General features: G+C 59.6%; 17 protein-coding genes, 1 tRNA gene and 5 pseudogenes. 13 read left to right on the top strand and 10 right to left on the bottom strand.

Annotated elements, in window-relative coordinates; translation table 11 throughout:
* Nucleotides 1-53: 53 nt before the first annotated feature.
* From ACR0ER_RS02415 to ACR0ER_RS02390, 6 genes are all read right to left on the bottom strand, one after another.
* Entirely contained in the window at nt 54-1,874 is a 1,821-nt protein-coding gene (locus ACR0ER_RS02415) for an ABC transporter transmembrane domain-containing protein (protein ID WP_480767567.1), read from the bottom strand.
* Between the two features lie 127 nt (nt 1,875-2,001).
* Nucleotides 2,002-2,076: transfer RNA gene (locus ACR0ER_RS02410), tRNA-Gly, on the bottom strand.
* A 124-nt stretch (nt 2,077-2,200) separates the two neighbouring features.
* A complete protein-coding gene (gene nagA, locus ACR0ER_RS02405; RefSeq protein ID WP_480767566.1) occupies nt 2,201-3,331 on the bottom strand; it encodes an N-acetylglucosamine-6-phosphate deacetylase in 1,131 nt (376 codons plus the stop codon).
* On the bottom strand, nt 3,328-4,356 hold the full coding sequence (locus ACR0ER_RS02400) for an SIS domain-containing protein (RefSeq protein WP_480767565.1): 1,029 nt from the start codon (nt 4,354-4,356) through the stop codon (nt 3,328-3,330). Before ACR0ER_RS02400 ends, nagA begins: the two co-directional genes overlap by 4 nt.
* 19 nt (nt 4,357-4,375) lie before the next feature.
* A complete protein-coding gene (locus ACR0ER_RS02395; RefSeq protein WP_170331827.1) occupies nt 4,376-5,125 on the bottom strand; it encodes a GntR family transcriptional regulator in 750 nt (249 codons plus the stop codon).
* Nucleotides 5,112-5,987 carry a glucosamine kinase nucleotide-binding domain-containing protein gene (locus ACR0ER_RS02390; protein WP_480767564.1) on the bottom strand — a complete coding sequence of 292 codons (876 nt, stop codon included), beginning with the start codon at nt 5,985-5,987 and terminating at the stop codon, nt 5,112-5,114. The genes ACR0ER_RS02395 and ACR0ER_RS02390 overlap by 14 nt, the downstream gene beginning before the upstream one ends.
* Nucleotides 5,988-6,157: 170 nt before the next feature.
* On the opposite strand from ACR0ER_RS02390, the gene ACR0ER_RS02385 reads away from it, so the two are divergent.
* The 7 genes from ACR0ER_RS02385 (at nt 6,158) to ACR0ER_RS02355 (ending at nt 14,275) form a co-directional block, all read left to right on the top strand.
* Nucleotides 6,158-7,042 (top strand): N-acetylmuramic acid 6-phosphate etherase, encoded by an 885-nt coding sequence (locus tag ACR0ER_RS02385; protein WP_480767563.1) that lies wholly within the window; start codon nt 6,158-6,160, stop codon nt 7,040-7,042.
* 27 nt (nt 7,043-7,069) lie between these two features.
* Complete coding sequence (locus ACR0ER_RS02380; RefSeq protein WP_480767562.1) at nt 7,070-8,323, top strand: ABC transporter substrate-binding protein; 1,254 nt, start codon at nt 7,070-7,072, stop codon at nt 8,321-8,323.
* Nucleotides 8,324-8,388: 65 nt separating this feature from the next.
* Nucleotides 8,389-9,303, top strand: coding sequence for a carbohydrate ABC transporter permease (locus ACR0ER_RS02375; protein ID WP_480767561.1), 915 nt, complete (start codon nt 8,389-8,391; stop codon nt 9,301-9,303).
* 10 nt (nt 9,304-9,313) lie between these two features.
* Nucleotides 9,314-10,153 (top strand): carbohydrate ABC transporter permease, encoded by an 840-nt coding sequence (locus ACR0ER_RS02370; protein WP_480767560.1) that lies wholly within the window; start codon nt 9,314-9,316, stop codon nt 10,151-10,153.
* Nucleotides 10,150-11,184 (top strand): Gfo/Idh/MocA family protein, encoded by a 1,035-nt coding sequence (locus tag ACR0ER_RS02365; RefSeq protein WP_480767559.1) that lies wholly within the window; start codon nt 10,150-10,152, stop codon nt 11,182-11,184. Before ACR0ER_RS02370 ends, ACR0ER_RS02365 begins: the two co-directional genes overlap by 4 nt.
* Complete coding sequence (locus tag ACR0ER_RS02360; protein ID WP_480767558.1) at nt 11,181-12,173, top strand: ABC transporter ATP-binding protein; 993 nt, start codon at nt 11,181-11,183, stop codon at nt 12,171-12,173. The genes ACR0ER_RS02365 and ACR0ER_RS02360 overlap by 4 nt, the downstream gene beginning before the upstream one ends.
* Nucleotides 12,174-12,385: 212 nt before the next feature.
* Nucleotides 12,386-14,275 (top strand): PhoX family protein, encoded by a 1,890-nt coding sequence (locus ACR0ER_RS02355; RefSeq protein ID WP_480767557.1) that lies wholly within the window; start codon nt 12,386-12,388, stop codon nt 14,273-14,275.
* Nucleotides 14,276-14,325: 50 nt separating this feature from the next.
* On the opposite strand, the gene ACR0ER_RS02350 is transcribed toward ACR0ER_RS02355, so the two are convergent.
* The gene (locus ACR0ER_RS02350; protein ID WP_480767556.1) at nt 14,326-14,889 is read right to left on the bottom strand and encodes a tetratricopeptide repeat protein; all 564 of its coding nucleotides are present in this window, start codon (nt 14,887-14,889) and stop codon (nt 14,326-14,328) included.
* Between the two features lie 30 nt (nt 14,890-14,919).
* Nucleotides 14,920-15,402 carry an Lrp/AsnC family transcriptional regulator gene (locus ACR0ER_RS02345; protein ID WP_170331849.1) on the bottom strand — a complete coding sequence of 161 codons (483 nt, stop codon included), beginning with the start codon at nt 15,400-15,402 and terminating at the stop codon, nt 14,920-14,922.
* 108 nt (nt 15,403-15,510) lie between these two features.
* On the opposite strand from ACR0ER_RS02345, the gene putA reads away from it, so the two are divergent.
* Entirely contained in the window at nt 15,511-18,912 is a 3,402-nt protein-coding gene (putA, locus tag ACR0ER_RS02340) for a bifunctional proline dehydrogenase/L-glutamate gamma-semialdehyde dehydrogenase PutA (RefSeq protein WP_480767555.1), read from the top strand.
* Nucleotides 18,913-18,954: 42 nt separating this feature from the next.
* Nucleotides 18,955-19,698: a rhomboid family intramembrane serine protease gene (locus ACR0ER_RS02335; protein WP_480767554.1), complete on the top strand. Its 744-nt coding sequence runs from the start codon at nt 18,955-18,957 to the stop codon at nt 19,696-19,698.
* 101 nt (nt 19,699-19,799) lie between these two features.
* Here ACR0ER_RS02335 and ACR0ER_RS02330 read toward each other — a convergent pair.
* Nucleotides 19,800-20,036: pseudogene (locus tag ACR0ER_RS02330) on the bottom strand (IclR family transcriptional regulator domain-containing protein); the annotation flags it as partial.
* A gap of 266 nt (nt 20,037-20,302) precedes the next feature.
* Complete coding sequence (locus ACR0ER_RS02325; protein ID WP_480767553.1) at nt 20,303-20,542, bottom strand: helix-turn-helix domain-containing protein; 240 nt, start codon at nt 20,540-20,542, stop codon at nt 20,303-20,305.
* A 178-nt stretch (nt 20,543-20,720) separates the two neighbouring features.
* Between ACR0ER_RS02325 and ACR0ER_RS02320 the strand changes: the two are divergent.
* From ACR0ER_RS02320 to ACR0ER_RS02305, 4 pseudogenes are all read left to right on the top strand, one after another.
* Nucleotides 20,721-21,630, top strand: a pseudogene (locus ACR0ER_RS02320) (pyridoxal-phosphate-dependent aminotransferase family protein).
* 11 nt (nt 21,631-21,641) lie between these two features.
* Nucleotides 21,642-22,616 (top strand): annotated as a pseudogene (locus ACR0ER_RS02315) (pyridoxal-phosphate dependent enzyme).
* A 10-nt stretch (nt 22,617-22,626) separates the two neighbouring features.
* A pseudogene (locus tag ACR0ER_RS02310) lies at nt 22,627-23,139 on the top strand (alanine racemase); the annotation flags it as partial.
* A pseudogene (locus ACR0ER_RS02305) lies at nt 23,138-23,890 on the top strand (ornithine cyclodeaminase family protein); the annotation flags it as partial. The pseudogenes ACR0ER_RS02310 and ACR0ER_RS02305, both read left to right, overlap by 2 nt.
* Nucleotides 23,891-23,909: the final 19 nt, after the last annotated feature.

The raw sequence follows: 23,909 nt of genomic DNA, 5'->3' as shown, positions 1-23,909 counted from the left end.
ACCAAAGAGGTAGAATGACGCTGCGGACTTAGCAGTTTTGCCCCAGCGTCACTTTATTCGGCCGCTATGCCATCGGTGAATTGCAGGCGCGCCAGACGGGCATAGAGGCCATCCTGTGCCACCAGATCGTCATGAGTGCCCTGCGCCACGATACGGCCAGCTTCCATCACCACGATCCGGTCGGCCTTTTTCACCGTCGCCAGACGGTGCGCCACGATCAGCGTGGTACGGCCCGCGCGCATCTGGTCAACGGCACCCTGCACTGCCCGTTCGCTTTCCGCATCCAGCGCCGAGGTCGCCTCGTCCAAAAGCAGAACCGGCGCATCGCGCAGGATCGCGCGTGCGATGGCGATGCGCTGTTTCTGTCCACCCGACAGCATCACGCCGCGTTCACCGACGAAACTGTCATAGCCTTCGGGCAGAGCAGAGATGAAGTCATGCGCTGCAGCGGCACGGGCGGCGGCCTCAACCTCGGCATCCGAGGCGTCCAAACGGCCAAAGCGGATGTTTTCACGGGCAGAGGTGGCAAAAATGTTGGGGTCTTGCGGCACCAACGCCATGTGACGGCGGAATTCGGCCCGGTCAATGTCACGCAGGTCTACACCGTCCAGCATGACCTGCCCCGAGGCCGGATCATAGAACCGCTGGATCATCTGGATGACGGTTGTCTTACCCGCGCCAGAAGGGCCGACAAAGGCCACTGTCTCGCCGGGATTCACCTGCAACGTGAGATGCTCAAGCGCAACCACATCGGGGCGCGAAGGATAGCGGAAGGTCACGTCTTCGAAACGAATCTCACCTCGCACGGGTGACGGCAGCGCTTCCGGGTTGACCGGATCGTTAACGGTGTCTTGCGTATTCAGAAGTTCAACCAATCGCTCGGTTGCACCGGCAGCGCGCTGCAGCTCGCTCCAAATCTCCGACAGGGCCGCCACTGATCCAGCCATGATGATCGAGTAGATCACAAACTGAATCAGCACCCCTTCGGTCATTACGCCGTTGCGGACGTCATTCGCGCCCATCCACAGCACGCCGACAATGCCGGTGAAAACCAGGAAAATCACGATGACTGTCAGAACCGCGCGGGTCTGAATGCGGCGCAGCGAGACGACATAGGAGGTCTCAGTCATGTCATCGAATTGCTTGCGACTGGCCTGTTCGTGAGTGAAGGCCTGCACCGTTTGCACCGCACTCAGCGCCTCGCCCGCGTTACCAGAAGACGCTGCGATCCAATCCTGATTTTCACGGCTGATCACCCGCAGACGCCGCCCCAGCAGCAGAATCGGCACCACCACTATCGGGATCAGCAGCATCACCATCCCGGTCAGCTTGGCCGAGGTCAGCAGCATCAGCACCAACCCGCCAAGGAACAACAGCATGTTGCGAAGTGCGATGGACACGGACGAGCCCAGCACCGACTGGATCAGAGTCGTGTCGGTGGTGATCCGGCTCAGGACCTCGCCGGTCATGATACGTTCATAAAACTCGGGGCTCATGCCAATCACGCGGTCAAACACCGCCTTGCGGATATCGGCCACTACGCGTTCGCCCAGCCGGGTCACCAGCGCATAGCGCAAACCGGTACCCAAAGCCAAAACCGCAGCGATGCCCAGCGCGGCCAGAAAGTACCAATCCAGCAGTTCGCCATCTTCGATGCGGAAATTATCGACCACACGGCGCACGGCCAGCGGCAGCGTCAGCGTCATGCTGGCGGTCAGAACCAGTGCCAGCGTCGCACCGATCATCAGCAACCGGTAGGGCCGCATGAACGGCCAGAGTGACGCCAGAACGCCAATCTTCTTGGATCCGGCGCGCTCTTCGGTAGCACCTGGCGCGGATTGCTGTGCTGGACTGGCTGAGGCTCTTCTTGCCATGCTTGGCCCTTAACTTATGTTCGCATTCGTTGCCCGCTTCTTGGCGGCAGCGAAACGCCGGGTCAAGCTGCGCATCGTGAATTGAACCCATCTCAGGGCTATTTGACGCAGAATTTTGGGGCTGACTTGGAGCGGGCGGCGGGAATCGAACCCGCTTCATCAGCTTGGAAGGCTGAGGTAATAGCCAGTATACGACGCCCGCTCAGCGCAGGTCGGTTTAAGCGATGCGTCTGACGCCGTCAAGCGCCGTTCGACGATGGAAAAGAATTTCTGTCTGCAATCCTTCGAACAGTTCAAACAGTGCCAAATGTTGGTTCCGTTCTGGCCTAATCGGGTAGCCATTCGCATGAGTCGAGGCCAGACGAAATCCGGATCATCGACGCATATTGCAACGGTTGCACACCCTTTTGGCCAATCATTGATGCCGGATAAGTCGTAGCAGCGGCCAGCGCATCCTGCAGCGGCACACCCACCTGCGTGACAAGATTGTGGATGGCTTTGGTCAGGTCCAGATCGGCCCCGGCCAGCGTTCCGTCATCAAGCGTTAATCGGCCCTTGGTCCGCGAGATTCGACGGCCTTCCAATTCGAATGCAGTCTGATCCGTGCCCGCAATTGCCATGGCATCGCTGACCAGATAGATTTGACCGGGTGCGGTTTTGGCGGCCCATGCGGCGCGCATCACCTCTGGGTGAACATGGATACCATCGGCAATAAGACCCGCCGACAAACCGCCATTGGCCAGCGCCGCGCCGACCAACCCCGGTTCGCGACTACCCAACTGGCTCATGGCGTTGAACAGATGCGTCACACAACGTGCACCCGCTGCGGCATAGCGCTGGCAGGTCGCAAAATCCGCATTGGTATGGCCTAACGACACCAAAACACCTGCATCGAACAACGCCTTAACCTGCTGCTCGGACACGGATTCGGGTGCAATCGTCACCTTCAGGCAAGGCAGTTCCCCCGCCGCCGCGATCAGAACCGCCAGGTCCGCATCCTCCATCGGGCGGATCAATGCCCCGTCATGTGCCCCCTTGCGAGCTTCGGACAGATGCGGCCCCTCCAGATGCAGACCGGCTACGCCCGGAACACCGGCACGCACTGCCTGAATGGTGGCCTCTATTGCGGCCTGCGTTTTCTCGGGCGTATCCGTGATTAGGGTCGGCAGCAAAAACGCCACACCTAACCTGCGATGCGCCTCGGCGATACGTCTGATCGTCTCAACCGAGGGGTCATCGTTGAACATCACCCCATCGCCGCCATTAACTTGCAGATCGACATATCCGGGGCTTAGAACATCCCCGTTCAGGTCAATGACCAGCCCTTCGTTTTTCGCGTGCTCTTCCGGCACGAGTTCAGCCAACGCACCGTTGAGAAAAACAATGGCCTGACCAAAATGCAAGCGCCCGCCATCAAACAGGGCCCCGTTGCGGAACGTTGCTGAACCTGAGGTCATACTGTCTCTGTCACCTTTCTAAGATGGCGCGGTGTGTCCGGGTCGATTCCGCGTGCGCGCGCCACGGCTTCGACCATACTGTAAAAAGACGTGATGGTTGCAATGGGGTCGGTCAGCCAATGATCAGTCCGCGTAACAGGCAGGGCCTGCGCCCGGGTCACCCTATTGGTGGTAGCAAACACCGTTGATCCCTTTTCTGCCAGAGCGTCAGCCGCCTCAGCCGTTGACAGTTCGGCCGCGTCCCCAGCTGCGAAGACGATGGTTGGAAACCCTTCTTCCACGATTGAAACTGGCCCGTGCAGTACCTCGGCTGTTGAATAGCTTTCGGCGTGTATCTGGCAGGTTTCCTTGATCTTCAATGCCGCCTCATTGGACATTGCAAAAGACGGTCCACGACCCAACGTGAACAACGACCGCCCCGTGATCGCATCTGCCGCCGCCGACCAGTCACATCGCGCGGCCTGCGCCAGATACTCTGGCAAGGACCGGATCGCGGCAGATAGTTCTCCATCTCTCTTGGTCTCAGCCAACATCCACAGACCGGCCACCAGCGAAGTAACAAATGTCTTGGTGGCCGCGACGCTAAGCTCGGGCCCTGCATGCAGAGGTAGCACCGCATCCGTCGCCTCAACCAGTCTCGATTCCGTATTGTTGGTGATGGCAACGGTAACACCACCCGAAGACTTCAACGACCGTGTCATCCCCACGATATCCGGACTTTGCCCGGACTGCGACACAGACAGACACAACGCCCCCTCAGCCCGAAGATCCACATCATAGATTGAACTAACGGATGGTCCAACTGAAGCCACAGGCAGGTTCAGTAACAACTCGGCAGCGTATTTCAGATACAGGCATGCATGGTCGGACGACCCCCGAGCCACTGTGATCAGAAACCGGGGGTCGGTGTCTTTGAACAGCGCCGCCGCGTCCTGAATGTTGGTGGCGCCCTGACTTAGCAAACGCTCCACGGCATCAGGAATTTCCAGAATCTCCTGAAGCATTTTCGAGCTGTGTTCAGACATACTTTTCCGGCCTTTCCGGTTACAACCGCAATTCGGCAACGAAATCATAGGCGTCACCGCGATAAAGGGATCGGGTCAGTTCCGCGACCCGTCCGTTCTTGAGGAATGAAATCCGTTCGATATTCAGCCCCGCTGCCCCTTCGGGAACGTCCAGTAGCTCGGCCTCAATAGCCGCGAGGTTGAGGGCCGAAATTTTCTGCACCGCGCGCACAGGCCGCCGGCCCAATCCGTCCAACACTTCATAGAGTGAGGTGGTGACTTCGATAGGATTTGGCAAAACATCCAACGGCAGCGCGGCTCGTTCCAGGGCCAACGGACGACCATCGGCCTCGCGCAGGCGGTAGATACGGGAAATCTGTTCGCCGTCTTTTAGGTTCAGTGCGGCGACCTCTTCAGGATTTGGCGCAAAGACACCGCGCTCCAACCATTTTGAAGTTGTTCGCATTCCCCGGCTGGACATGTCTTCGGTGAAGGACGTCAGATGTGTCAACGACTGCTCAACTCGCGGCACACGTTCGCGAATGAACGAACCTGACCCCTGGCGCTGTTCGATTATACCGTCCTGAACCAGTTCCTGAATCGCTTTGCGTATGGTGACGCGCGACAAGTCGGTGATCTCAACCAGTTCCCGCTCCGACGGCAGCGATGAGTTCGGGGCCAAGACCCCGTTGTCGATCCCTTCTTGCAATCTGCGCCGCAACTGGACATAGCGTGGGCCCTTTTCAGGGCTCAGCCACTGATCGGCGCGCAGGAAGTCAGTGATGCTCATGGCGTACCTCCTTGGCCATGGCCAATGCGCCGATCAGGGGCTCTCCTTTCGGAGGGCGAAGGGCAGATTGCATCTCTGTCGAAAGGTAAGGCGCATATTGCCCCGCAATCCCGCCGGTCAGGCAAATCGCCCTGCCCGCTTGCCAACCAAGCCGCTTTGCGGTTTCGGCGATATAGTTTGCCCCTGCCCGCAGGATTTCCACGGCGACAGAATCTCTTGCCTGCGCGGCGGTCGTGACTGCTGGGGCAAGCGCCCCAAACTGCGCAGGTGTCGCAGACCCGGCGAAAGATACGATGCCAGCCGGACCGTGCAGATCGGCCAATAGCTTTTGCGTCAAACCGGTCTGAACTTGCGTACCATCATAAGCGCAAAGCGTCTCAGACAAGGCCCGGCGCCCGACCCATTGGGCCGAAGCCTCATCTCCAAGGACCGACCCCCAGCCCCCGGCAAATCGCATCGCGCCATCCACCTGAGCCGCAAGGAAAGATCCGGTGCCGCAATGTGCGATCAAACCATCCTGCGTGCCCAACGCGCCGCGCACGGCGGCAGGGCGGTCATCTTCGACCCGCGCGCAGGTCAGGCCCAGCGCATCGCGCAATCGCTCGGCAATGACATCATCTGTGACGCCTGCAAGGCCGACAAATGCAGGCCAGCCGCGCAGATCAGCGACATCAACCCCGATCTGTCGTGACAAAGCATCAAGCCCGGCCCGAATCTGCGCAAGCGCCCCGTCAAAATCGGTCGAAACATTGGCGGCCCCGGTTTCAGCGGAACGGGTCACTCCATCGACTTCACAGGCCACCCGGCAGCGCGTTCCGCCGCCATCCACCGCCACTACGGCGCTATTTCGAGACTCGATCATGACAATACCAATATAGTACCTTTTGAACCTGGGAAAGCCCCTATTCCGCAAAAAACCCAACACCAAGCTCTGTTTTCGCAGAAATCGCCAAAAAGATTTCACGGAGAAAGAAAAATATAGACAAGTGGTATTAGATAGGTATCGTATAGCGAACACACGAGGGGATTCTCTTGACGCTGCCGCCGACTGAACAATTGCACCCTGACGCTACACAGCTGACCCCAGGCAATCTGGTCAGTGCGGCGCGCGCACTGGCCGAGGGGCAGATCGCGGCGGCTTTCGCCGTCAGGGACGCGCTGGAGCACATCGCTCGTGGCGCCGAGGCCATGGCGGGAACGATCCGCGCTGACGGGGTGCTGCACTACGTGGCCGCCGGGTCGTCAGGCTTAATGGCGGCAGCCGACGCGCAAGAGTTGGGCGGCACGTACTCAATCCCGCCTGCCCAATTACGTATTCACATGGCTGGAGGATTGCCGACCGGCGTCCAGATGCCGGGAGGAGCCGAAGATGCGACCGAGGGCCTCGAACAGGCCTTGGGCTCAATAACCGCGCGCGACACGGTGATCGCGGTGTCGGCCAGTGGGTCCACGCCCTTTACCTTGGCGGCCACGGAGATCGCCTGCGCGCGTAACGCGACCGTAATCGGCATCGCCAACAACGCGGGCAGCCCGCTGCTGCAAGGTGCTGACATTCCGATCCTTCTGGCCACGCCGCCCGAACTGATCTCGGGCTCGACCCGCATGGGCGCGGGGACTGCGCAGAAGATCTCGCTCAACATGTTGTCCTCGTTGATGGCGGTTGAGTTGGGCCATGTGCATGGCGGGATGATGGTCAATCTGCGGGCCGACAATGACAAGCTGCGGGCGCGGGCAACCGGAATCGTCGCCCGGATCGCGGATGTGGACATCAACACCGCACAGCAGGCGCTGGATGCAGCAAACGGAGAAGTGAAACCCGCTATCCTGATCGCTGCGCAAGGCCTGTCGCTTGAGCAGGCCGAAACACGGCTTCAGGCCTGCAATGGAATATTGACCGCCGCATTGGCGCAAAACTGACAACGAAAAACCAAACGGGAGAGAACAATGACACACAGAAGCCTGAAGCTCGCCTTACTGGGCACGACCCTGATGGCCACAAGCGCCTTTGCCGAGGACGTGACGCTGACCATCGAAAGCTGGCGCAACGACGACCTCACCCTGTGGCAGGACCAGATCATCCCTGCCTTTGAAGCTGCGCATCCCGGAATCAAGATCCAGTTCACCCCCTCGGCCCCGGCGGAATACAACGCCGTGCTGAACTCGAAACTCGACGCGGGCTCAGCCGGCGATCTGATCACCTGCCGTCCGTTCGACGCTTCTCTGGCGCTGTATGAGGCCGGCCACCTGACCGACCTGTCGGGTGTCGAGGCGATGGGCAACTTCTCGGACGTTGCGAAGTCGGCGTGGCAGACGGATGACGGCGCGGTTAGTTTCTGCGTTCCTATGGCCTCGGTGATCCATGGTTTCATCTACAACAAGGACGCGTTCAACGAACTGGGCATCGAAGCTCCGACCACTGAAGATGAGTTCTTTGCCGCCCTCGACAAGATCAGGGAAGACGGCACTTATATCCCTCTGGCCATGGGTACTAACGACCAATGGGAAGCCGCCACGATGGGCTACAACAACATCGGTCCGAACTATTGGAAGGGCGAGGAAGGCCGTCAGGCGCTGATCTCGGGCGAACAGAAACTGACCGATGAGGTCTGGACCGCCCCCTATGCGACCCTTGCCCGTTGGGCCGAATACATGGGCGACGGGTATGAGGCGCAGACCTATCCCGACAGCCAGAACATCTTCACGCTGGGCCGAGCCGCGATCTATCCCGCCGGGTCGTGGGAAATCTCGGGCTTCAACACGCAGGCCGATTTCGAGATGGGTGCCTTCAAGCCACCGGTCCGTAATGCGGGCGACACCTGCTATATCTCGGACCACACCGATATCGGCATCGGCATGAACGCCGCGACCGAACACCCAGAGGCGGCTGAGACCTTCCTGGCCTGGGTCGCAAGCACCGAGTTCGCCGAGATTTTCGGAAATGCCCTGCCCGGCTTCTTCCCGCTGTCCAGCACTCCGGTCGAGTTGCAGGACCCGCTGGCCAAAGAAATCGTTGGCTGGCGCGAGGAATGCGAGTCGACCATCCGTTCGACCTATCAGATCCTGTCGCGCGGCACGCCGAACCTTGAAAATGAGACCTGGGGCGCTTCGGTCGCTGCGATCAAGGGCGCCAAGTCGCCCGAGGAACTGGGTGCCGAGCTGCAGGAAGGCCTGTCCAGCTGGTACGCACCGCACCAGTAACCTGACACCTACCCGGGCGGACATGCCCGCCCGGGTATACCCGACACCCCTTTGAAAGCTGCCCCATGAACCGCACCCGCTTCCGCTGGCATATCGTCGTGTTTCTGGCACCAGCCGTCCTTGTTTATACGGCAGTGATGATCTTTCCTCTGTTCAACACGCTGCGACTGGCGCTGTTTACCGAGGTCGATCAGACCCGCGTGTTCGTCGGATTGCAGAACTTTCAAACGCTGTTTTTCGATCCGGTCTGGTCCGAGCAGTTCTGGAACGCCTTAGGCAACAATTTCTGGTTCTTCCTGATCCACATGCTGGTGCAAAATCCCATCGGGATCGCACTGGCGGCGCTGCTGAGCCACCCGCGCCTGCGGTTCGCAGCGCTGTACCGCTCGGCGATTTTCATTCCAACGATCCTCAGCTTTGTGATTGTGGGTTTCGCATGGAAGCTTATCCTGTCGCCGATCTGGGGTATCGCCCCGTCGATGCTGGATGCAATCGGGTTGAAATCGCTGTTTGCGCCGTGGCTGGGGAAAGAAGAATACGCCCTGACCACGCTGGCACTGATCTCGGTCTGGCAATTCGTCGGCATCCCGATGATGCTGATCTATGCAGCCCTGCTGACCATCCCCGAGGAAATCCTAGAGGCCGGAGAGATTGACGGCATCACCGGCGCCTCGGCCTTCTGGAAGATCAAACTGCCACTGATCCTGCCCTCGATCGGGATCATCTCGATCCTGACTTTTGTTGGCAATTTCAACGCATTCGACCTGATCTATGCGGCGCAGGGCGCGCTGGCAGGGCCGGATTTCTCGACCGATATTCTGGGCACTTTCATGTATCGCACCTTCTTTGGCTTCCAATTGCAACTGGGCGACCCACATATGGGATCGGCTATTGCGGGGGCCATGTTCGCGATCATCCTTATGGGGGTTTGTATTTACTTGTTCGGCATCCAAACCCGGATGCGTCGGTATCAATTGTGAGGGCCCTGCAATGAACAAAGCACGCCAAAACCCCCTCAACTCCGCCGCAATGCACGGGGCGTTGATCCTGTATACACTGATTGCCCTGTTCCCGGTCTTCGTGATCCTGATCAATAGCTTCAAATCCCGCCGCGCCATCTTTCGCGAACCGCTGGCCCTGCCCAACGCAGACAGTTTCTCGATGATCGGCTATGAAACGGTGATGAAGCAGGGGGATTTCTTCCTCTACTTCCAGAACTCGATGATCGTCACCGTGGCATCGCTGTTCTTCATCTTGCTGTTCGGCGCCATGGCGGCTTATGCGTTGTCGGAATATCAGTTCAAGGGCAACCTGCTGATGGGCCTTTATTTGGCGCTGGGGATCATGATCCCGATCCGCATCGGCACCGTGGCAATCCTTGAGATGATGGTGGCGACCGGGCTGGTGAACACGCTCTGGGCCCTGATCCTGGTCTATACGGCGCAGGGTTTGCCGTTGGCTGTGTTTATCCTGTCAGAATTCATGAGGCAGGTCAGTGATGACCTGAAAAACGCAGGCCGCATCGACGGGCTGTCAGAATACACGATCTTCTTCCGGTTGGTGCTGCCTCTGGTCCGACCTGCGATGGCGACCGTGGCGGTGTTCAACATGATCCCGATCTGGAACGACCTGTGGTTCCCGCTGATCCTTGCGCCGGCTGAAGAAACCAAGACACTCACGCTGGGCAGTCAGGTTTTCATCGGGCAATTCGTCACCGACTGGAACGCGGTTCTCTCGGCCCTATCGATGGCGATTCTGCCGGTACTGGTACTCTACGTCATCTTCTCGCGCCAACTGATCCGTGGCATCACGTCAGGAGCTGTCAAATGACCCGTGTATTGATTGCAGGCCTTGGCAATATGGGGCTGAGCCATGCACTGGCCCACCACCACCACCCCGACGCACAGATCGTGGGGCTGGTGAATCGGTCCGGTCACGTGGAGCACCCCGACCTTGCGGGTTACCCGGCTTTTTCAGATTTCGCGACTGCGCTGGCAGAGACTAAACCCGATCTGGCCGTGATCGCCACCTATTCCGACAGCCATGCCGACTACGCATGTGCCGCGATGGAGACTGGTGCGCATGTCTTCGTCGAAAAACCGCTGGCCACCAACGTGGCGGATGCGCGGCGTGTGGTTGAAACCGCCACGAGGCTGAACCGCAAACTGGTCGTGGGTTACATCTTGCGCCACCACCCCTCATGGGTGTGCCTGATTACCGAGGCACGCGATCTGGGCGGGCCGTATGTGTTCCGTCTGAACCTGAACCAGCAATCCTCGGGCGCAGAGTGGGAAACGCATAAGGCGCTGATGCAGACAACGTCACCCATCGTCGATTGCGGTGTGCACTATGTCGATGTGATGTGCCAGATCACCGACGCGCAGCCTGTACGCGTGCACGGCATGGGCCTACGCCTATCCAATGAGATCGCTGAGGACATGTATAACTACGGCCAGTTTCAGGTGATCTTCGACGACGGCTCGGTGGGCTGGTACGAGGCCGGATGGGGTCCGATGATGTCCGAGACGGCGTTTTTCGTGAAGGATATCGTATCGCCCAACGGGTCGGTTTCGATTACCGATGGCAACAAGGGCGCTTCGGCAGATATCGACGGTCACACCAAGGTTGGCGGGCTGCTGGTCCATACGCCAAGCGGAGACCGCACCATCGAGATGCCTGATGAGCCCGGTCATCAGGAACTCTGCTATGCTGAGCAGGCCTATATGCTGCGCGCCATCGCTGAGAACATCGACCTAGCGCGTCATATGAATGACGCCGTCCAGTCCCTCGCCATTTGTCTGGCAGCGGATGAAAGCATCCGCACCGGCCAACCCGTTTCGTTGGAGAAACCCGCGTCATGACCGCTCTGACCCTGACAAATGTAAATAAGTCCTTCGGCAATGTGCATGTTCTGAAAGACATCACGCTAGAGGTTGAGGAAGGCGAATTTGTTGTCTTCGTCGGCCCCTCGGGCTGTGGCAAGTCCACCCTGTTGCGGGTCATTGCAGGGCTTGAGGATGCATCTTCGGGCGAGATCAACATCGGCGGTCAGCAGGTCAATCTGGTGCCGCCGTCCAAGCGCGGGATCGCGATGGTGTTTCAGAGCTATGCGCTCTACCCGCACCTGAACGTGCGTGGGAATATGACACTGGCGTTGAAGCAGGAAAAACAACCCAAGGCGGTGATCGAAGAGCGTGTTGCCAATGCCAGCCGAATGCTGAACCTTGAGGATTATCTGGACCGCTACCCGTCCGAACTGTCTGGCGGGCAACGCCAGCGTGTTGCAATTGGGCGCGCCATCGTGCGCGAACCCAAGCTGTTCTTGTTTGACGAGCCACTTTCCAACCTCGACGCCGCATTGCGGATGAATACACGGATCGAGATCGCTAACCTGCACCGGGCACTGGATGCCTCGATGATCTACGTCACCCATGACCAGACCGAGGCGATGACACTGGCCGACAAGATCGTCGTGCTGCGTGACGGACGGGTGGAACAGACCGGCACCCCGATGGAACTGTATAACAACCCCGCCAACCAGTTTGTTGCTGGATTTCTGGGTTCTCCGTCGATGAATTTTCTGCCCGAGGGGTTACTGGGCAGCGGTCAAAACACCATCGGCATCCGCCCCGAAGACCTCTACCTGTCCGATGACGGTCCACTGGCGGTGCGTGTAAGTCATGTGGAAAAACTGGGCGGTGACACCAACGTCATCGCCAAAATACACGACCATGCGGTAACGGCACGGCTGTTCGGCCAGCACGCGATTTCCGAAGGGCAGGAATTGCGTTTTGCATACGCCGCAGACAAGGCCTATCGCTTTGACGCCGCGGGTCAGCGTTTGCGCTAAATGTCGCAGCGCAAACACATCACGCCAAAATGATTACCTCTGAATTTCCAAGAATAACTCATTATATCCAGAGTGGAGAAGGCCGCAGCCCTTTTCCCAATTCTGTTTCCCGGCAGATAAGGCACCATCCTTAAGTGCGTTGTTAACAACCTGTCACAAAGACGCCCTAAATCCCTTTCATCCACTTTTTTTCAGACAGCCAGGAGCCATCCATGAAAGACGTCGACCCCACCACACTATCCGCCGACGACTGGGACGAACTGCATTTCCCGCGCCCCGAGGAAAACGATTTTGACCGCGTTGTCGAACGCGCCATTTCGCGTCGCGGTTTTCTGGGCGGTGTACTGGCCTTTGGCTCGGGCGCTGCTGCCATGGGTGCCGGCCTGATGGGTTCGACGGCCGCACACGCCGTCACCGCGTCGCGTTTTGCATTCACTCCGATTGCTGCGCAGACCGACGGCACCGTACACGTGCCGGAAGGGTACGAGTGGAAAATGCTGATGCGCTGGGGTGACCCGCTGTTTTCCGACGCAGACGGTTACGACCTGACCGATGGCGGCGCGGTCGAGAAATCGGATCGCATTTTCGGTGAAAACACCGACGGAATGGAGACCTTCTCGTTCCAGGGGCACGAACTGATTGCGATCAACCACGAATATCCGAATCGCAAGATCAACCTGCCCGCCGCGCAGGAAGGCGTACCCGCCAGCGCTGACGACGTTCTGAAACTGCAGAACCTGCAGGGCGTTACCGTGATGGAAATCACCGAAGGCCTCGACGGCTGGTCGGTAGTCAAAGACAGCCCTTTCAACCGCCGCATCCACCACAATTCCCCGATGAAAATCGTTGGCCCTGCAGCCGGGCATGACCTGCTGAAGACCGCGGCCGATCCAACCGGCACCGCTTCGCTGGGCACCATGAACAACTGTGGTGCAGGTAAAACCCCTTGGGGCACCTACCTGACCTGCGAAGAGAACTTTAACGGCTATTTCGGGTCGTCAGACGAGAACGCCAGCTATGACCAGAAGGTCGCAGATGGTATGAAGCGCTACGGCATCAAAGCCGAAAGCTGGAACGGCTATGAACTGTTCGATCCGCGCTTTGACACGTCGAAAAACCCAAATGAACCGCACCGTGCGGGCTGGATCGTTGAGATCGACCCCACCAAGCCGGACAGCACTCCGGTCAAGCACACCGGTCTGGGCCGCTTCAAGCACGAAAACGCCGAGGTGACACTGGCCGCGGATGGTCGTGTGGTTGTCTATATGGGTGACGATGAGCGTGGCGAGTACCTGTACAAGTTCGTCTCGAACGGCACCTACCAGCCCGGTGGCGAGACCGAGAGCCTGCTGAATGACGGCACGCTCTATGTGGCCAAATTCAACGACGACGCAACCGGTTCGTGGTTGCCGCTGACATCAGAAACAACCGGTATGGACGCGGCTGAGATCCTGATCTTCACCCGTATGGCCGCGTCGGCTGCAGGCGGCACCACCATGGACCGTCCGGAATGGGTCGCTTCCAGTCCGGTTGCGGTCGAAGCTTATTGCTGTCTGACCAATAACAAGAACCGGGGCGTCAAGCCGAATGCTGGTGGTGACGATACCTCGGTTAACGCGGCTAACCCGCGCGAGGCCAACAAATACGGCCAAATCGTGCGTTGGCGCCCTGCAGGTGATGACCACGCCGCCGAAGCGTTCGATTGGGATCTGTACGTCATGGCCGGCAACCCGACCGTGCATTCCGACGACCGCGCCGGTTCGCCGAATGTAAACGAGGGCAACCTGTTCAACTCGCCCGACGGCATGGCCATCGACTCGACGGGTCTGATTTGGATCCAGACCGACGGCAATGACGACAATGAGGAAGATTTCGCAGGTCACGGTAACAACCAGATGCTGGTTGGTGACCCGACCACCGGCGAAATCGCGCGCTTCATGACTGGCCCCAACGGCTGTGAAGTTACCGGTCTGGCCTGGTCCACCGATCTGCGCACCATGTTCGTCGGCATCCAGCACCCGGGCAGCAACTGGCCCGACGGCGGCACGCCGCGCTCATCAGTGATTGCGATCAAGCGCGCCGATAACGGTCTGGTTGGTTAAACAAACCATAGGGAAACGCCCCCGGCATTTCGGTTTCGGGGGCGTTTTCGTCAGATATCCTGCCCCTGTGGCGCCAACGGTCCACCCGGCGCCAGCAGATGACGCTCAGATAGCCACGGGTTCAGTTCCAGGGCCTGGCTCAGAGCCTCCCGCGCTTCGTCGATTCTTTGCAGTCCCAACAATGTAAGCGCACGCCCGCTGATCGCCGCTACGTGGTTTGGTGAAAGCTCAATGGCCCTGTCCAGATCGGGCAAGGCAGCCGCAAAATCCTGTCGCAAATAATGCGCAAAGGCCCGCTGGTTGTATCCTTCAGCATAGGACGGGCAGTAGGCAATCAGCTTGTCGAAATCCTCAATCGCGCCCAGCAAATCCCAGGCGTTGCGACGTGTCATGCCCCGGTCCAACACTGCCTGCGCGCTTTCATCCGGTGCGTCGGTCCAGTATTCCCACAGTTGGTTGGACAAAGCACGAGCAGCCTGTTCGTTTTCGGCCTGCTGGATTTGCGCGATCACACCACTGACATCGGCACTATGATCCGGTGCAACCGGGCAGTCCGCCGCCAGAACGGCATTAGACGCAAGAAGAAAGGCGGAAGCAAAAGCGATCTGTCTCATGCACCAATGGTGACGCCACCAGATCGTTCGTCAACCCATCCCTTCGATAGCTCCGGACACGCCCGTTTCCTTCACGGCCTCCATCGCAACGAAAGTAGAGGTATTGGCTACATGCGGCAGGGATGAGATCTTCTCGGCCAGAACCGCACGGTATTCCGACATAGAACCCGTGCGGATTTTCAGAAGATAGTCGAAATTCGACGCAATCATATGGGCTTGTTCAATCTCGGCCACCTTGCGCACCGCTGCGTTGAACTCTGCCAACGCTTTCTCACGCGTATCGGTCAGGCGCACTTCGACAAACGCAACATGGTCCAAACCAAGGCGGATTGGGTCCAGCAGGGCACGGTATCCGGTGATGATCCCTTCGGCCTCAAGTCTTTTCACACGTGCTTGAGTAGGTGATTTCGACAGCCCGATGCGTCGCGCAAGGTCAGCAACCGAGATACGCCCGTCCTCGGCCAGAATCGTCAGGATCGACCGATCAAACCGGTCCAGATCAGGGCGGGTCATTTACGTCGAATCCTCATCTAATTTCAGGTCATTCGCCTCTCATGAGCCGAAATTAAGGCAATCAACCCGCAAAATCGATCCTATATTTAACAAAAGCCCGGAGGATACATGACACACAGCCTGCGCACCCATATCGACGGCCAGACCTATGCCGATCAGTCTGATGTTCTGCAAACCCTGATCGCACAGGCAAAGCTGAGCGAACCCGACCGCGCCGCGATCTGTGCCGCTGCGGCGCAGTTGGTGCGCGACATCCGATCCAGCACCTCACCCGGTATGATGGAAGTCTTCCTGGCCGAATATGGCCTGTCCACCGACGAAGGCGTCGCGCTGATGTGTCTGGCAGAAGCACTACTGCGAGTCCCGGACGCCGAAACGATCGATGCGTTGATCGAGGACAAGATTGCACCGTCAGATTGGGGCAAACATCTGGGTCAATCGTCCTCGTCGCTGGTGAACGCCTCAACCTGGGCGCTGATGCTGACGGGCAAGGTTCTGGACGAGGGCAAGACCTCTCCGGTCAGTGCCCTGCGCGGGGCGATCAAACGGTTGGGTGAGCCAGTGATCCGCACCGCCGTAGGCCGCGCGATGAAAGAGATGGGGCGGCAGTTCGTTCTAGGCGAGACCATCCAATCCGCCATGGACCGCGCCAGCGGGATGGAGGCCAAAGGCTATACCTATTCCTATGACATGCTGGGCGAGGCCGCGCGTACCGAGGCCGACGCCGCGCGCTATCACTTGTCTTATTCCCGCGCCATTGCCGCCATTGCCGATGCCTGCTCCCATGATGACATCCGCGCCAATCCCGGGATTTCCGTGAAACTCTCGGCGCTGCACCCCCGCTATGAAATTGCGCAGGAACAACGGGTGATGGAAGAGCTTACGCCCCGTCTGCGTGCCCTGTGCCTACTGGCCAAGGCAGCCGGAATGGGCCTGAACGTGGATGCAGAGGAAGCCGACCGGCTGTCGCTGTCCCTGCAGGTAATCGAAGAGGTGATGGCCGAGCCCGCTCTGGCCGGATGGGATGGTTTCGGGATCGTGGTTCAGGCTTACGGCCCGCGTGCCGGGGTCGTGCTGGAAACGCTCTATGACATGGCCGAACGTCATGACCGCAAGCTGATGGTGCGGCTGGTCAAAGGCGCCTATTGGGATACCGAAATCAAGCGCGCGCAGGTCGAGGGCGTCGATGGCTTCCCCGTGTTCACCCGCAAGGCGGCAACCGATATCTCATACGTCGCCAATGCCCGCAAACTGCTGGGCATGACCGACCGGATCTATCCGCAATTCGCCACTCATAACGCCCATACGGTCAGCGCAATCCTGCATATGGCCGACGATCAGCCGTTCGAATTCCAGCGCCTACATGGCATGGGCGAAACCCTGCACCAAATCGTCAAGGACCAAAGCAACACGCGCTGCCGGATCTACGCTCCGGTCGGTGCACATCGCGACCTTCTGGCCTATCTCGTGCGGCGGCTGCTGGAGAACGGCGCGAACTCGTCCTTTGTGAACCAGATCGTGGATGAAGCCGTGCCGCCGGAAGAGGTTGCCGCTGACCCGTTCGTTACCATTCAGGAACCGAAATCTCCTCTACCCACCGGCCCCGAGCTGTTTCAACCGGAACGCCCGAATTCGAAGGGGTTCGACCTGCACCACACGCCGACGCTCGACCGGATCGACGCGGCCCGGGACGAGTTCCGGATCCATCACTGGTACGCGCAACCGCTGCTGCCGGTGGATGCACGGCCTGAGGAAGACCAGCCTGTTACCAACCCGGCGAACCCTCAGGACCGGCCCGGCGCCGTCGCTGCGGCCAGCGCGCATGATGTCGAATTGGCTCTGGCCTCGGCCAGCCCCTGGCGGGTCCCTGCCGAGGATCGGGCACGTATCCTGAACGCTGCCGCTGATCTGTACGAGGCACATTATGGCGAGTTATTCGCCCTACTGGCCCGCGAGGCAGGCAAGTCCATCCCCGACGCGGTGGCCGAACTGCGCGAGGCGGTGGATTTCCTGCGGTATTACGCGGCTAATATCCCACAGGCGGAACCCGCGGGGACGTTTACCTGCATTAGCCCATGGAACTTCCCGCTTGCGATTTTCACCGGCCAGATTTCCGCCGCACTGGCCACGGGCAACGCCGTTCTGGCCAAACCCGCGCCGCAAACGCCATTGATCGCGCACCGAGCCGTGCAACTGCTGCACGAAGCTGGCGTACCCCGCGACGTGTTGCAATTGTTGCCGGGCGGGCCATCCGTCGGGGCAGCGCTCACGTCCGACCCGCGCGTGTCAGGGGTCGCGTTCACCGGCTCGACCGCGACAGCGCTGAAAATCCGAGCTGCCATGGCTGGTAATCTTCGACCCGGAACCCCTCTGATCGCGGAAACTGGCGGGTTGAACGCGATGATCGTGGACAGCACCGCTCTGCCCGAACAGGCCGTGCAGTCCATCATCGAAAGTGCGTTTCAGTCGGCAGGGCAGCGGTGCTCGGCCCTGCGCTGCCTCTACGTGCAGGAAGACATCGCCGACGATCTGCTGACTATGCTGACCGGCGCGATGGAGGCGCTGCAGGTTGGGGACCCATGGCAGCTGACCACAGATTGCGGCCCCGTGATTGATCAGGACGCCCAGCAGGGCATTGCGGATCACGTCGCGCAGGCCCGCAGCGAAGGGCGGGTTTTGAAGGAGTTGGGCACACCACCCGAGGGCACCTTCATCGCCCCCACCCTGATCGAACTGCCGGGCATTGCGGCGCTGGAGCGCGAGGTCTTTGGCCCCGTGCTGCACGTGGCGCGGTTCAAGGCGTCCGAGATTGATCAGGTCATCGCTGATATCAACGCAACCGGATACGGGCTGACATTCGGTCTGCACACACGCATCGACGACCGCGTGCAGCACATCACCGAGGCCGTCCACGCGGGCAACATCTACGTCAACCGCAACCAGATCGGGGCCATCGTCGGCTCTCAGCCCTTCGGCGGCGAGGGTCTGTCGGGCACCGGACCGAAGGCAGGCGGACCGAACTATATGGCGCGTTTCTGCGCACCGGACCGTCAGACCAGCGAAACGGAGTGGAACAATACCATGGGCGACCTACCCAACCCGCAAGGGCCACCCGCCGCAGTCCGCACCCAGTCCCTGCCGGGTCCGACCGGCGAATCGAACCGGCTGAGTGAGATCCCCCGCTCACCGCTGCTGTGCATGGGGCCCGGGGCAGAGATCGTGCAGGCACAGGCCGAGGCTGTAAAAGCTTTGGGCGGCACGGCCATCCTGGCAACCGGAATGGTTGACCTGCATCGGTTGGAAAACGCGGCAGGAATTTCGGGTGTGCTCTGGTGGGGAGACGACAATACCGCGCGTGAAATCGAACGCCACCTGGCCCGCCGCGATGGCCCGATTCTGCCGCTGATCCCCGGACAGCCAGACCGCGCGCGCGTTCTGGGAGAACGCCACGTCTGCGTCGATACAACTGCCGCTGGCGGCAATGCCGCGCTATTGGGAGGTGCGGCGTAACCGTACCTTGACGCTGGGCCGGGAAAAGCCCAGCGTCGCCACATGTTTCCGATCCGCGACCATAACCCCTCGGGGCGCACGCCTTATGTCGTCTATCTGCTGATGGCGGCCAATATCCTGATTTTCATCAGCTATGTGGGGATCATGGACAACGGCCGGCTCATCAGCCGGTTTTATTTCGACTACGCAGTCATCCCGGCGCGGATCACCGATGGGTTTGCGCTGAAAACGCTTGTAACCTCGATGTTCCTGCACGGCGGCTGGATGCATCTGGCGGGAAACATGCTGTTTCTATGGATCTTCGGTGACAACCTCGAAGACGAGATGGGCCACCTCCCTTTCCTGCTGTTCTATCTGGTCGCCGGCGTAGGCGCGGGGTTGATCCACGTCATCACCGCCCCAGACTCGGTGGTGCCGACAATTGGCGCATCTGGCGCAATTGCCGGGGTGATGGGGGGCTATCTTCTGCTATTCCCCAAGGCCCGCGTGGATGTCCTGTTGATCCTGATCGTCTATTTTCGGGTTTTCACGATTCCTGCCTTCATCATGCTGGGCATCTGGCTGGGCCTTCAGTTCATGGGCAGTCTTGCAAGCAACCCGGACGAAGGCGGCGTTGCCTATTGGGCGCATACGGGCGGGTTTGTTGTCGGCCTGATCCTGTGCATCCCGCTTTGGCTGAAACGCGGCGGGACAGCGTTCTGGAGCCGCACCCACGGCCATCCGCCCCACCCCGAGCACAAATACAAACTGTCGCAATCCCGCATTCCACGCGTCCCACGTAAATAGGTGTCGGCCTTCTGATCGGGGTAACTGCCCCCGCTGAGATGCGCAATCTCCTGCGCAGCGTTCTTGACCAAAACACAGAGTTCCGGTGCCCTATCGGCGTTGAAACGGACTGACGGGCCAGAGACGGAACTCCCGGCGCTGGGTTCAGCCCGGTCGTTGCAAATGGCGGCGCCGATACAGGACATGCCCTCGTACCGTTCTTCGTGGTCATACGACCAACCCCGGGTGCGGGTTTTGTCCAAGTCCGCATTCAAATCCGAGCCAGGCGTAAGCGTTCGGTCTGTAAAACGTACTGGGTTTACTGAACCGAGGCCTTTTCTGGCCGCATCCGGATTCATCGCGGCCAATATCGCCCTGCCTGTACCAGACGCATACATCGGCGTGCGCGCCCGGCGGAAAGAACGCTTGGATCGGGTACAGCATTTCGACTTGACCGACAAAAACCACTTCGGCCCCATCCGGCACCGCCAAATTGGCTGTCTCACCACTCTCCTGCATCAGCCGCCGTAGGATCGGACGCCCGATCTCGATCACACTGTTGCGACGCAGGAACGAGGCTCCGGTCAAATAAGCCTTGATCCCGATCATCCACTCTTGCCGTTCGTCATCGAAGGTGGCGAACCCGTGCTTTTTGCAGAGTTGTCAAAATACGGTGCGTGGTCGCCGTCGGCACATCCACTTCGCGCGCCAGATCACTGAGCGCAGCGCGTTCCCTCCGCGCCAAAGCGGTCAGAACGCCCAGCGCCCTATCAAGAGATTGCATTGTTCCGGCCGAGCTTTCCTTGAACAGCGATTTCGGCCGAACGCGCGGTTTCTTCTGAGTGTCCATTTTGACCTCTCCCATTCTGCTCTCCGCGATTTTTTCGAAATCCCTTTTTTCGATCTCCAGAGAGGAAGGACGAAAAATTGTTTAAATTCATACATTTATCAATTAGCTTGAAAAAAACAAAAATATTTTTCAAGAAAATAGCACCCGCAGGCAGTTTCTCCGACACTGAATCCCATCTTGGAGTAATTTAGTGATGTCCACTCAGAACCCCGTTTCATACCCGGCCCAACGAATATCCCGAATCGCCTGCGACTGGCGATGCAGGTTTAGACACAGGACCACCGCGCGCCGGATTTTGTTGAGACTTTCTCGCCGATTCTTGAGGACAGCAAAAAGGTGTTTGGAACAACACCGGGTCAGGTCATCACTTTCCCGGCCAGTGGTACGGGTGGATGGGAGGCCGCGGTGACCAACACACTCAGCCCCGGCGATACGGTTCTGCTGGCGCGTTTGGGATGTTCAGCCATCGCTGGATCGATCTGTGTCAGCGCCACGGCTTGGGCGTGCGGATCATATAGTGTCCGTGGGACAGCGGTGCGCCGGCGAATAAGTTCGCTGAGGCTCCGGAAGAGAACAAAGCCCGCGAAATCAAGGCCGTCCTGACCACCCATAACGAGACGGTCACCGGCGTGCGCTCGGTCATTGCGGCAGTGCGCAAGGCGATGAACGCCAGCGCCCACCTGGCGATGCTGTTCGAGGAAGGATTGGACAACGTTTATTCCCGCCACTTCCGTCTGGCCGAAGGCGTGCGCAAAGCCATCTCTGCCTGGGGGCTGGAGTTGGTGGCGCAGTCGCCGGATCTCTACTCGGATACGGTGAGCGCGATCTATGTGCCCGAGGGCTTTGACAGTTATGCCCTGACGGACCACGCCTTAAACGCCCATGGCGTCAGCTTTGGCATTGGGCTGGGTGAGATGAACGGCGAAGCCTTCCGCATCGGCCATCTGGGCAGCCTCACGGATGTGATGGTGCTGTCTGGCCTCGCCACGATCGAAATGGCGATGGCCGATCCGGACTACCCGATCGAATTGGGCAGTGGCGTGGCTGCAGCACAGGAATACTTTCGCGTCAGTCACGCCACCCCCATGCAATCCGCGACGTAAGAAGGAGCGTGATGTTGGACGACATGACCACAGCCGATTGCCTGACCCTTGCCGACATGCGCGCGGCGCATGAACGGATCAAACCGCATATCAACCGCACCCCGGTGCTGCGGTCCGACTATCTGGATCGCCTCACCGGCGCGCAACTGCTTTTCAAATGCGAGAACTTTTAGGAGGCCGAAGCTTTAAAAGTGCGCGGAGCCTGCAACGCGGTCTTTGGCCTGAATGACGAGGCCGCCGAACGCGGTGTTTGCACCCATTCCTTGGGCAACCACGCGCTCAACCTGTCTTATACCACCGGTCGCCAGGGCATCCCTTGCAACGTGGTGATGCCAAGAACCGCGCCGCAAACCAAGAAAGACGCCGTGCGCCGTTATGATGGGATCATCACCGAATGCGAGCCTTCGACCACTTCACGCGAGGCGGTGTTTGCCGAGGTTCAGGCCCGCACGCTCGATGAGTTCGTGCCCCCCTACAACGACCCTCGCATGATTGCGGGCCAGGCGACCTGCTCGGCGGAACTGCTGGAACAAACCGATGGTCTGGACGCCGTGGTCGCGCCCATCGATGGTGGCGGCATGATCTCGGGTACTTGTCTGACTCTGTCGAGCCTTGCGCCCGAGGTTAAGATCTATGCCGCCGAACCGGAGCAAGTCGATGACGCCAGTCGCAGCTTTAAGGCCGGCCACATCATCGCCGATGACGCGCCAGTGACCATCGCAGACGGGCTGAAAGTGCCGCTGAAAGACAACACCTGGCACTTCGTGTCGAACTTCGTGAGCGACATCCACACCGCCGCCGAGGACGAGATCATCGCCGCGATGAAAACCATTTGGAAGCACCTGCGCATCGTGATGGAGCCCAGCAGCACTGTGCCATTGGCGACCATCCTGAAGCACCCCGAGACGTTCAGGGCAAAGCGCGTCGGCGTGTTCATCACGGGCGGCAATGTGGATCTGGGCAAACTGCCCTGGACCCGGGGCTGAGGAGGAATACATGAACAACCCAGAAAATATCGACCAGCTTGAAGTTAGATTCGACATCCTCGCCGCCATCGACATGGACGCATCCGAGATACAGACGCCCGCGCTGGTGCTGGATCTGGACGCGCTGGAGCGCAACATCAAGAAGATGGGCGACTACGCAAAGGCCCAAGGAATGCGCCACCGGGTGCACGGCAAGATGCACAAATCCTTCGATGTGGCCAAGCTGCAGGTCAAGCTGGCCGGAGCCTGCGGCATCTGCTGCCAGAAAGTGTCCGAGGCGGCACAGCGCTACGGTACCCAGATCGAATGTCTGGTCGAGATTGACTGCGGCAAGAGCCGTTGCGGTGTGACCACCACGCCCAAGGTGATCGCCATCGCCAAGGCCATCGACGCGGCTTCGGGGCTGAAGTTTGGCGGTATCCAGGCCTATCAGGGTGCGTTGCAGCACATGGACCTTTACGAAGACCGCAAAGCCAAGATCGACGTCGCAGTGGCGCATGTCAAAGACGCAGTGGACGGGCTGGCCAAGGAATATGGAGAAAGGGCTGACCAACCACCAGTCCACCGTCTTTCTGTTCGATCCCGATACCGGGCGGCTGTCGGCGCTGGTCGGCGGCAATTACCTGACCGCCGTGCGCACCGCTGCGTCGTCTGCCGTGTCCATCGCCCATTTGGCCCGCAAGGATGCCAAGGTTCTGGGCATGGTTGGCGCGGGCCACCAATCCACCTTCCAGCTGCGCGCCGCAGCCGAGCAGCGCGATTTTGAAAAGGTGGTCGCCTGGACCCCCCACCCCGAGTTGCTGCCCCGTCTGGGCGAGGCCGCCAATGATATTGGCCTCGACTTTGAGGCAGTAAGCCAAGAAGGCCTGGGCGCGAAGGCGGATGTCATCATCACCATCACCTTGGCTTTTGAGCCGCTGCTGATGAAAGACTGGATCAAACCCGGCACCCATCTGGCCTGCATGGGCACCAACACCAAGGTCAAGCAAGTGGTCGATGCCGCATTGGTAGCACACGCGGCTGTCTTCACTGACGAGGTCGAGCAGTCCATTTCACTCGGCGAGGCGCAGCATGCAGTTGCAGATCGTACGCTCACCACAGAACAGATCACCCCCACCGCCGCCGTGATCAACTGCGATCACCCTAGGCGGATATCAGACGACGAAATCACCCTCTTCGATGGAAGGGGCGTTGGTCTGCAGGACCTCGCCGTTGCCTCGGTCGCCGCGCGTTTGGCGGACGAGGCCGGTCTGGCCCAGCGCGCCGTCCTTTGAAACGAAAAAGCGCGCCTCG

The sequence above is a fragment of the Ruegeria sp. CH8 genome, from assembly GCF_056536985.1.
This window is presented reverse-complemented; position numbering and strand designations above follow the sequence as displayed.

Excerpts from the sequence above, each read along its gene's own strand:
- ACR0ER_RS02325 (WP_480767553.1), bottom strand. The coding sequence starts at position 20,542 with ATGGGAGAGGTCAAAATGGACACTCAGAAGAAACCGCGCGTTCGGCCG.
- ACR0ER_RS02350 (WP_480767556.1), bottom strand. The coding sequence starts at position 14,889 with ATGAGACAGATCGCTTTTGCTTCCGCCTTTCTTCTTGCGTCTAATGCC.
- nagA (WP_480767566.1), bottom strand. The coding sequence starts at position 3,331 with ATGACCTCAGGTTCAGCAACGTTCCGCAACGGGGCCCTGTTTGATGGC.
- ACR0ER_RS02400 (WP_480767565.1), bottom strand. The coding sequence starts at position 4,356 with ATGTCTGAACACAGCTCGAAAATGCTTCAGGAGATTCTGGAAATTCCT.
- ACR0ER_RS02360 (WP_480767558.1), top strand. The coding sequence starts at position 11,181 with ATGACCGCTCTGACCCTGACAAATGTAAATAAGTCCTTCGGCAATGTG.
- putA (WP_480767555.1), top strand. The coding sequence starts at position 15,511 with ATGACACACAGCCTGCGCACCCATATCGACGGCCAGACCTATGCCGAT.
- ACR0ER_RS02365 (WP_480767559.1), top strand. The coding sequence starts at position 10,150 with ATGACCCGTGTATTGATTGCAGGCCTTGGCAATATGGGGCTGAGCCAT.
- ACR0ER_RS02355 (WP_480767557.1), top strand. The coding sequence starts at position 12,386 with ATGAAAGACGTCGACCCCACCACACTATCCGCCGACGACTGGGACGAA.
- ACR0ER_RS02345 (WP_170331849.1), bottom strand. The coding sequence starts at position 15,402 with ATGACCCGCCCTGATCTGGACCGGTTTGATCGGTCGATCCTGACGATT.
- ACR0ER_RS02375 (WP_480767561.1), top strand. The coding sequence starts at position 8,389 with ATGAACCGCACCCGCTTCCGCTGGCATATCGTCGTGTTTCTGGCACCA.
- ACR0ER_RS02415 (WP_480767567.1), bottom strand. The coding sequence starts at position 1,874 with ATGGCAAGAAGAGCCTCAGCCAGTCCAGCACAGCAATCCGCGCCAGGT.
- ACR0ER_RS02380 (WP_480767562.1), top strand. The coding sequence starts at position 7,070 with ATGACACACAGAAGCCTGAAGCTCGCCTTACTGGGCACGACCCTGATG.
- ACR0ER_RS02370 (WP_480767560.1), top strand. The coding sequence starts at position 9,314 with ATGAACAAAGCACGCCAAAACCCCCTCAACTCCGCCGCAATGCACGGG.
- ACR0ER_RS02390 (WP_480767564.1), bottom strand. The coding sequence starts at position 5,987 with ATGATCGAGTCTCGAAATAGCGCCGTAGTGGCGGTGGATGGCGGCGGA.
- ACR0ER_RS02395 (WP_170331827.1), bottom strand. The coding sequence starts at position 5,125 with ATGAGCATCACTGACTTCCTGCGCGCCGATCAGTGGCTGAGCCCTGAA.
- ACR0ER_RS02335 (WP_480767554.1), top strand. The coding sequence starts at position 18,955 with ATGTTTCCGATCCGCGACCATAACCCCTCGGGGCGCACGCCTTATGTC.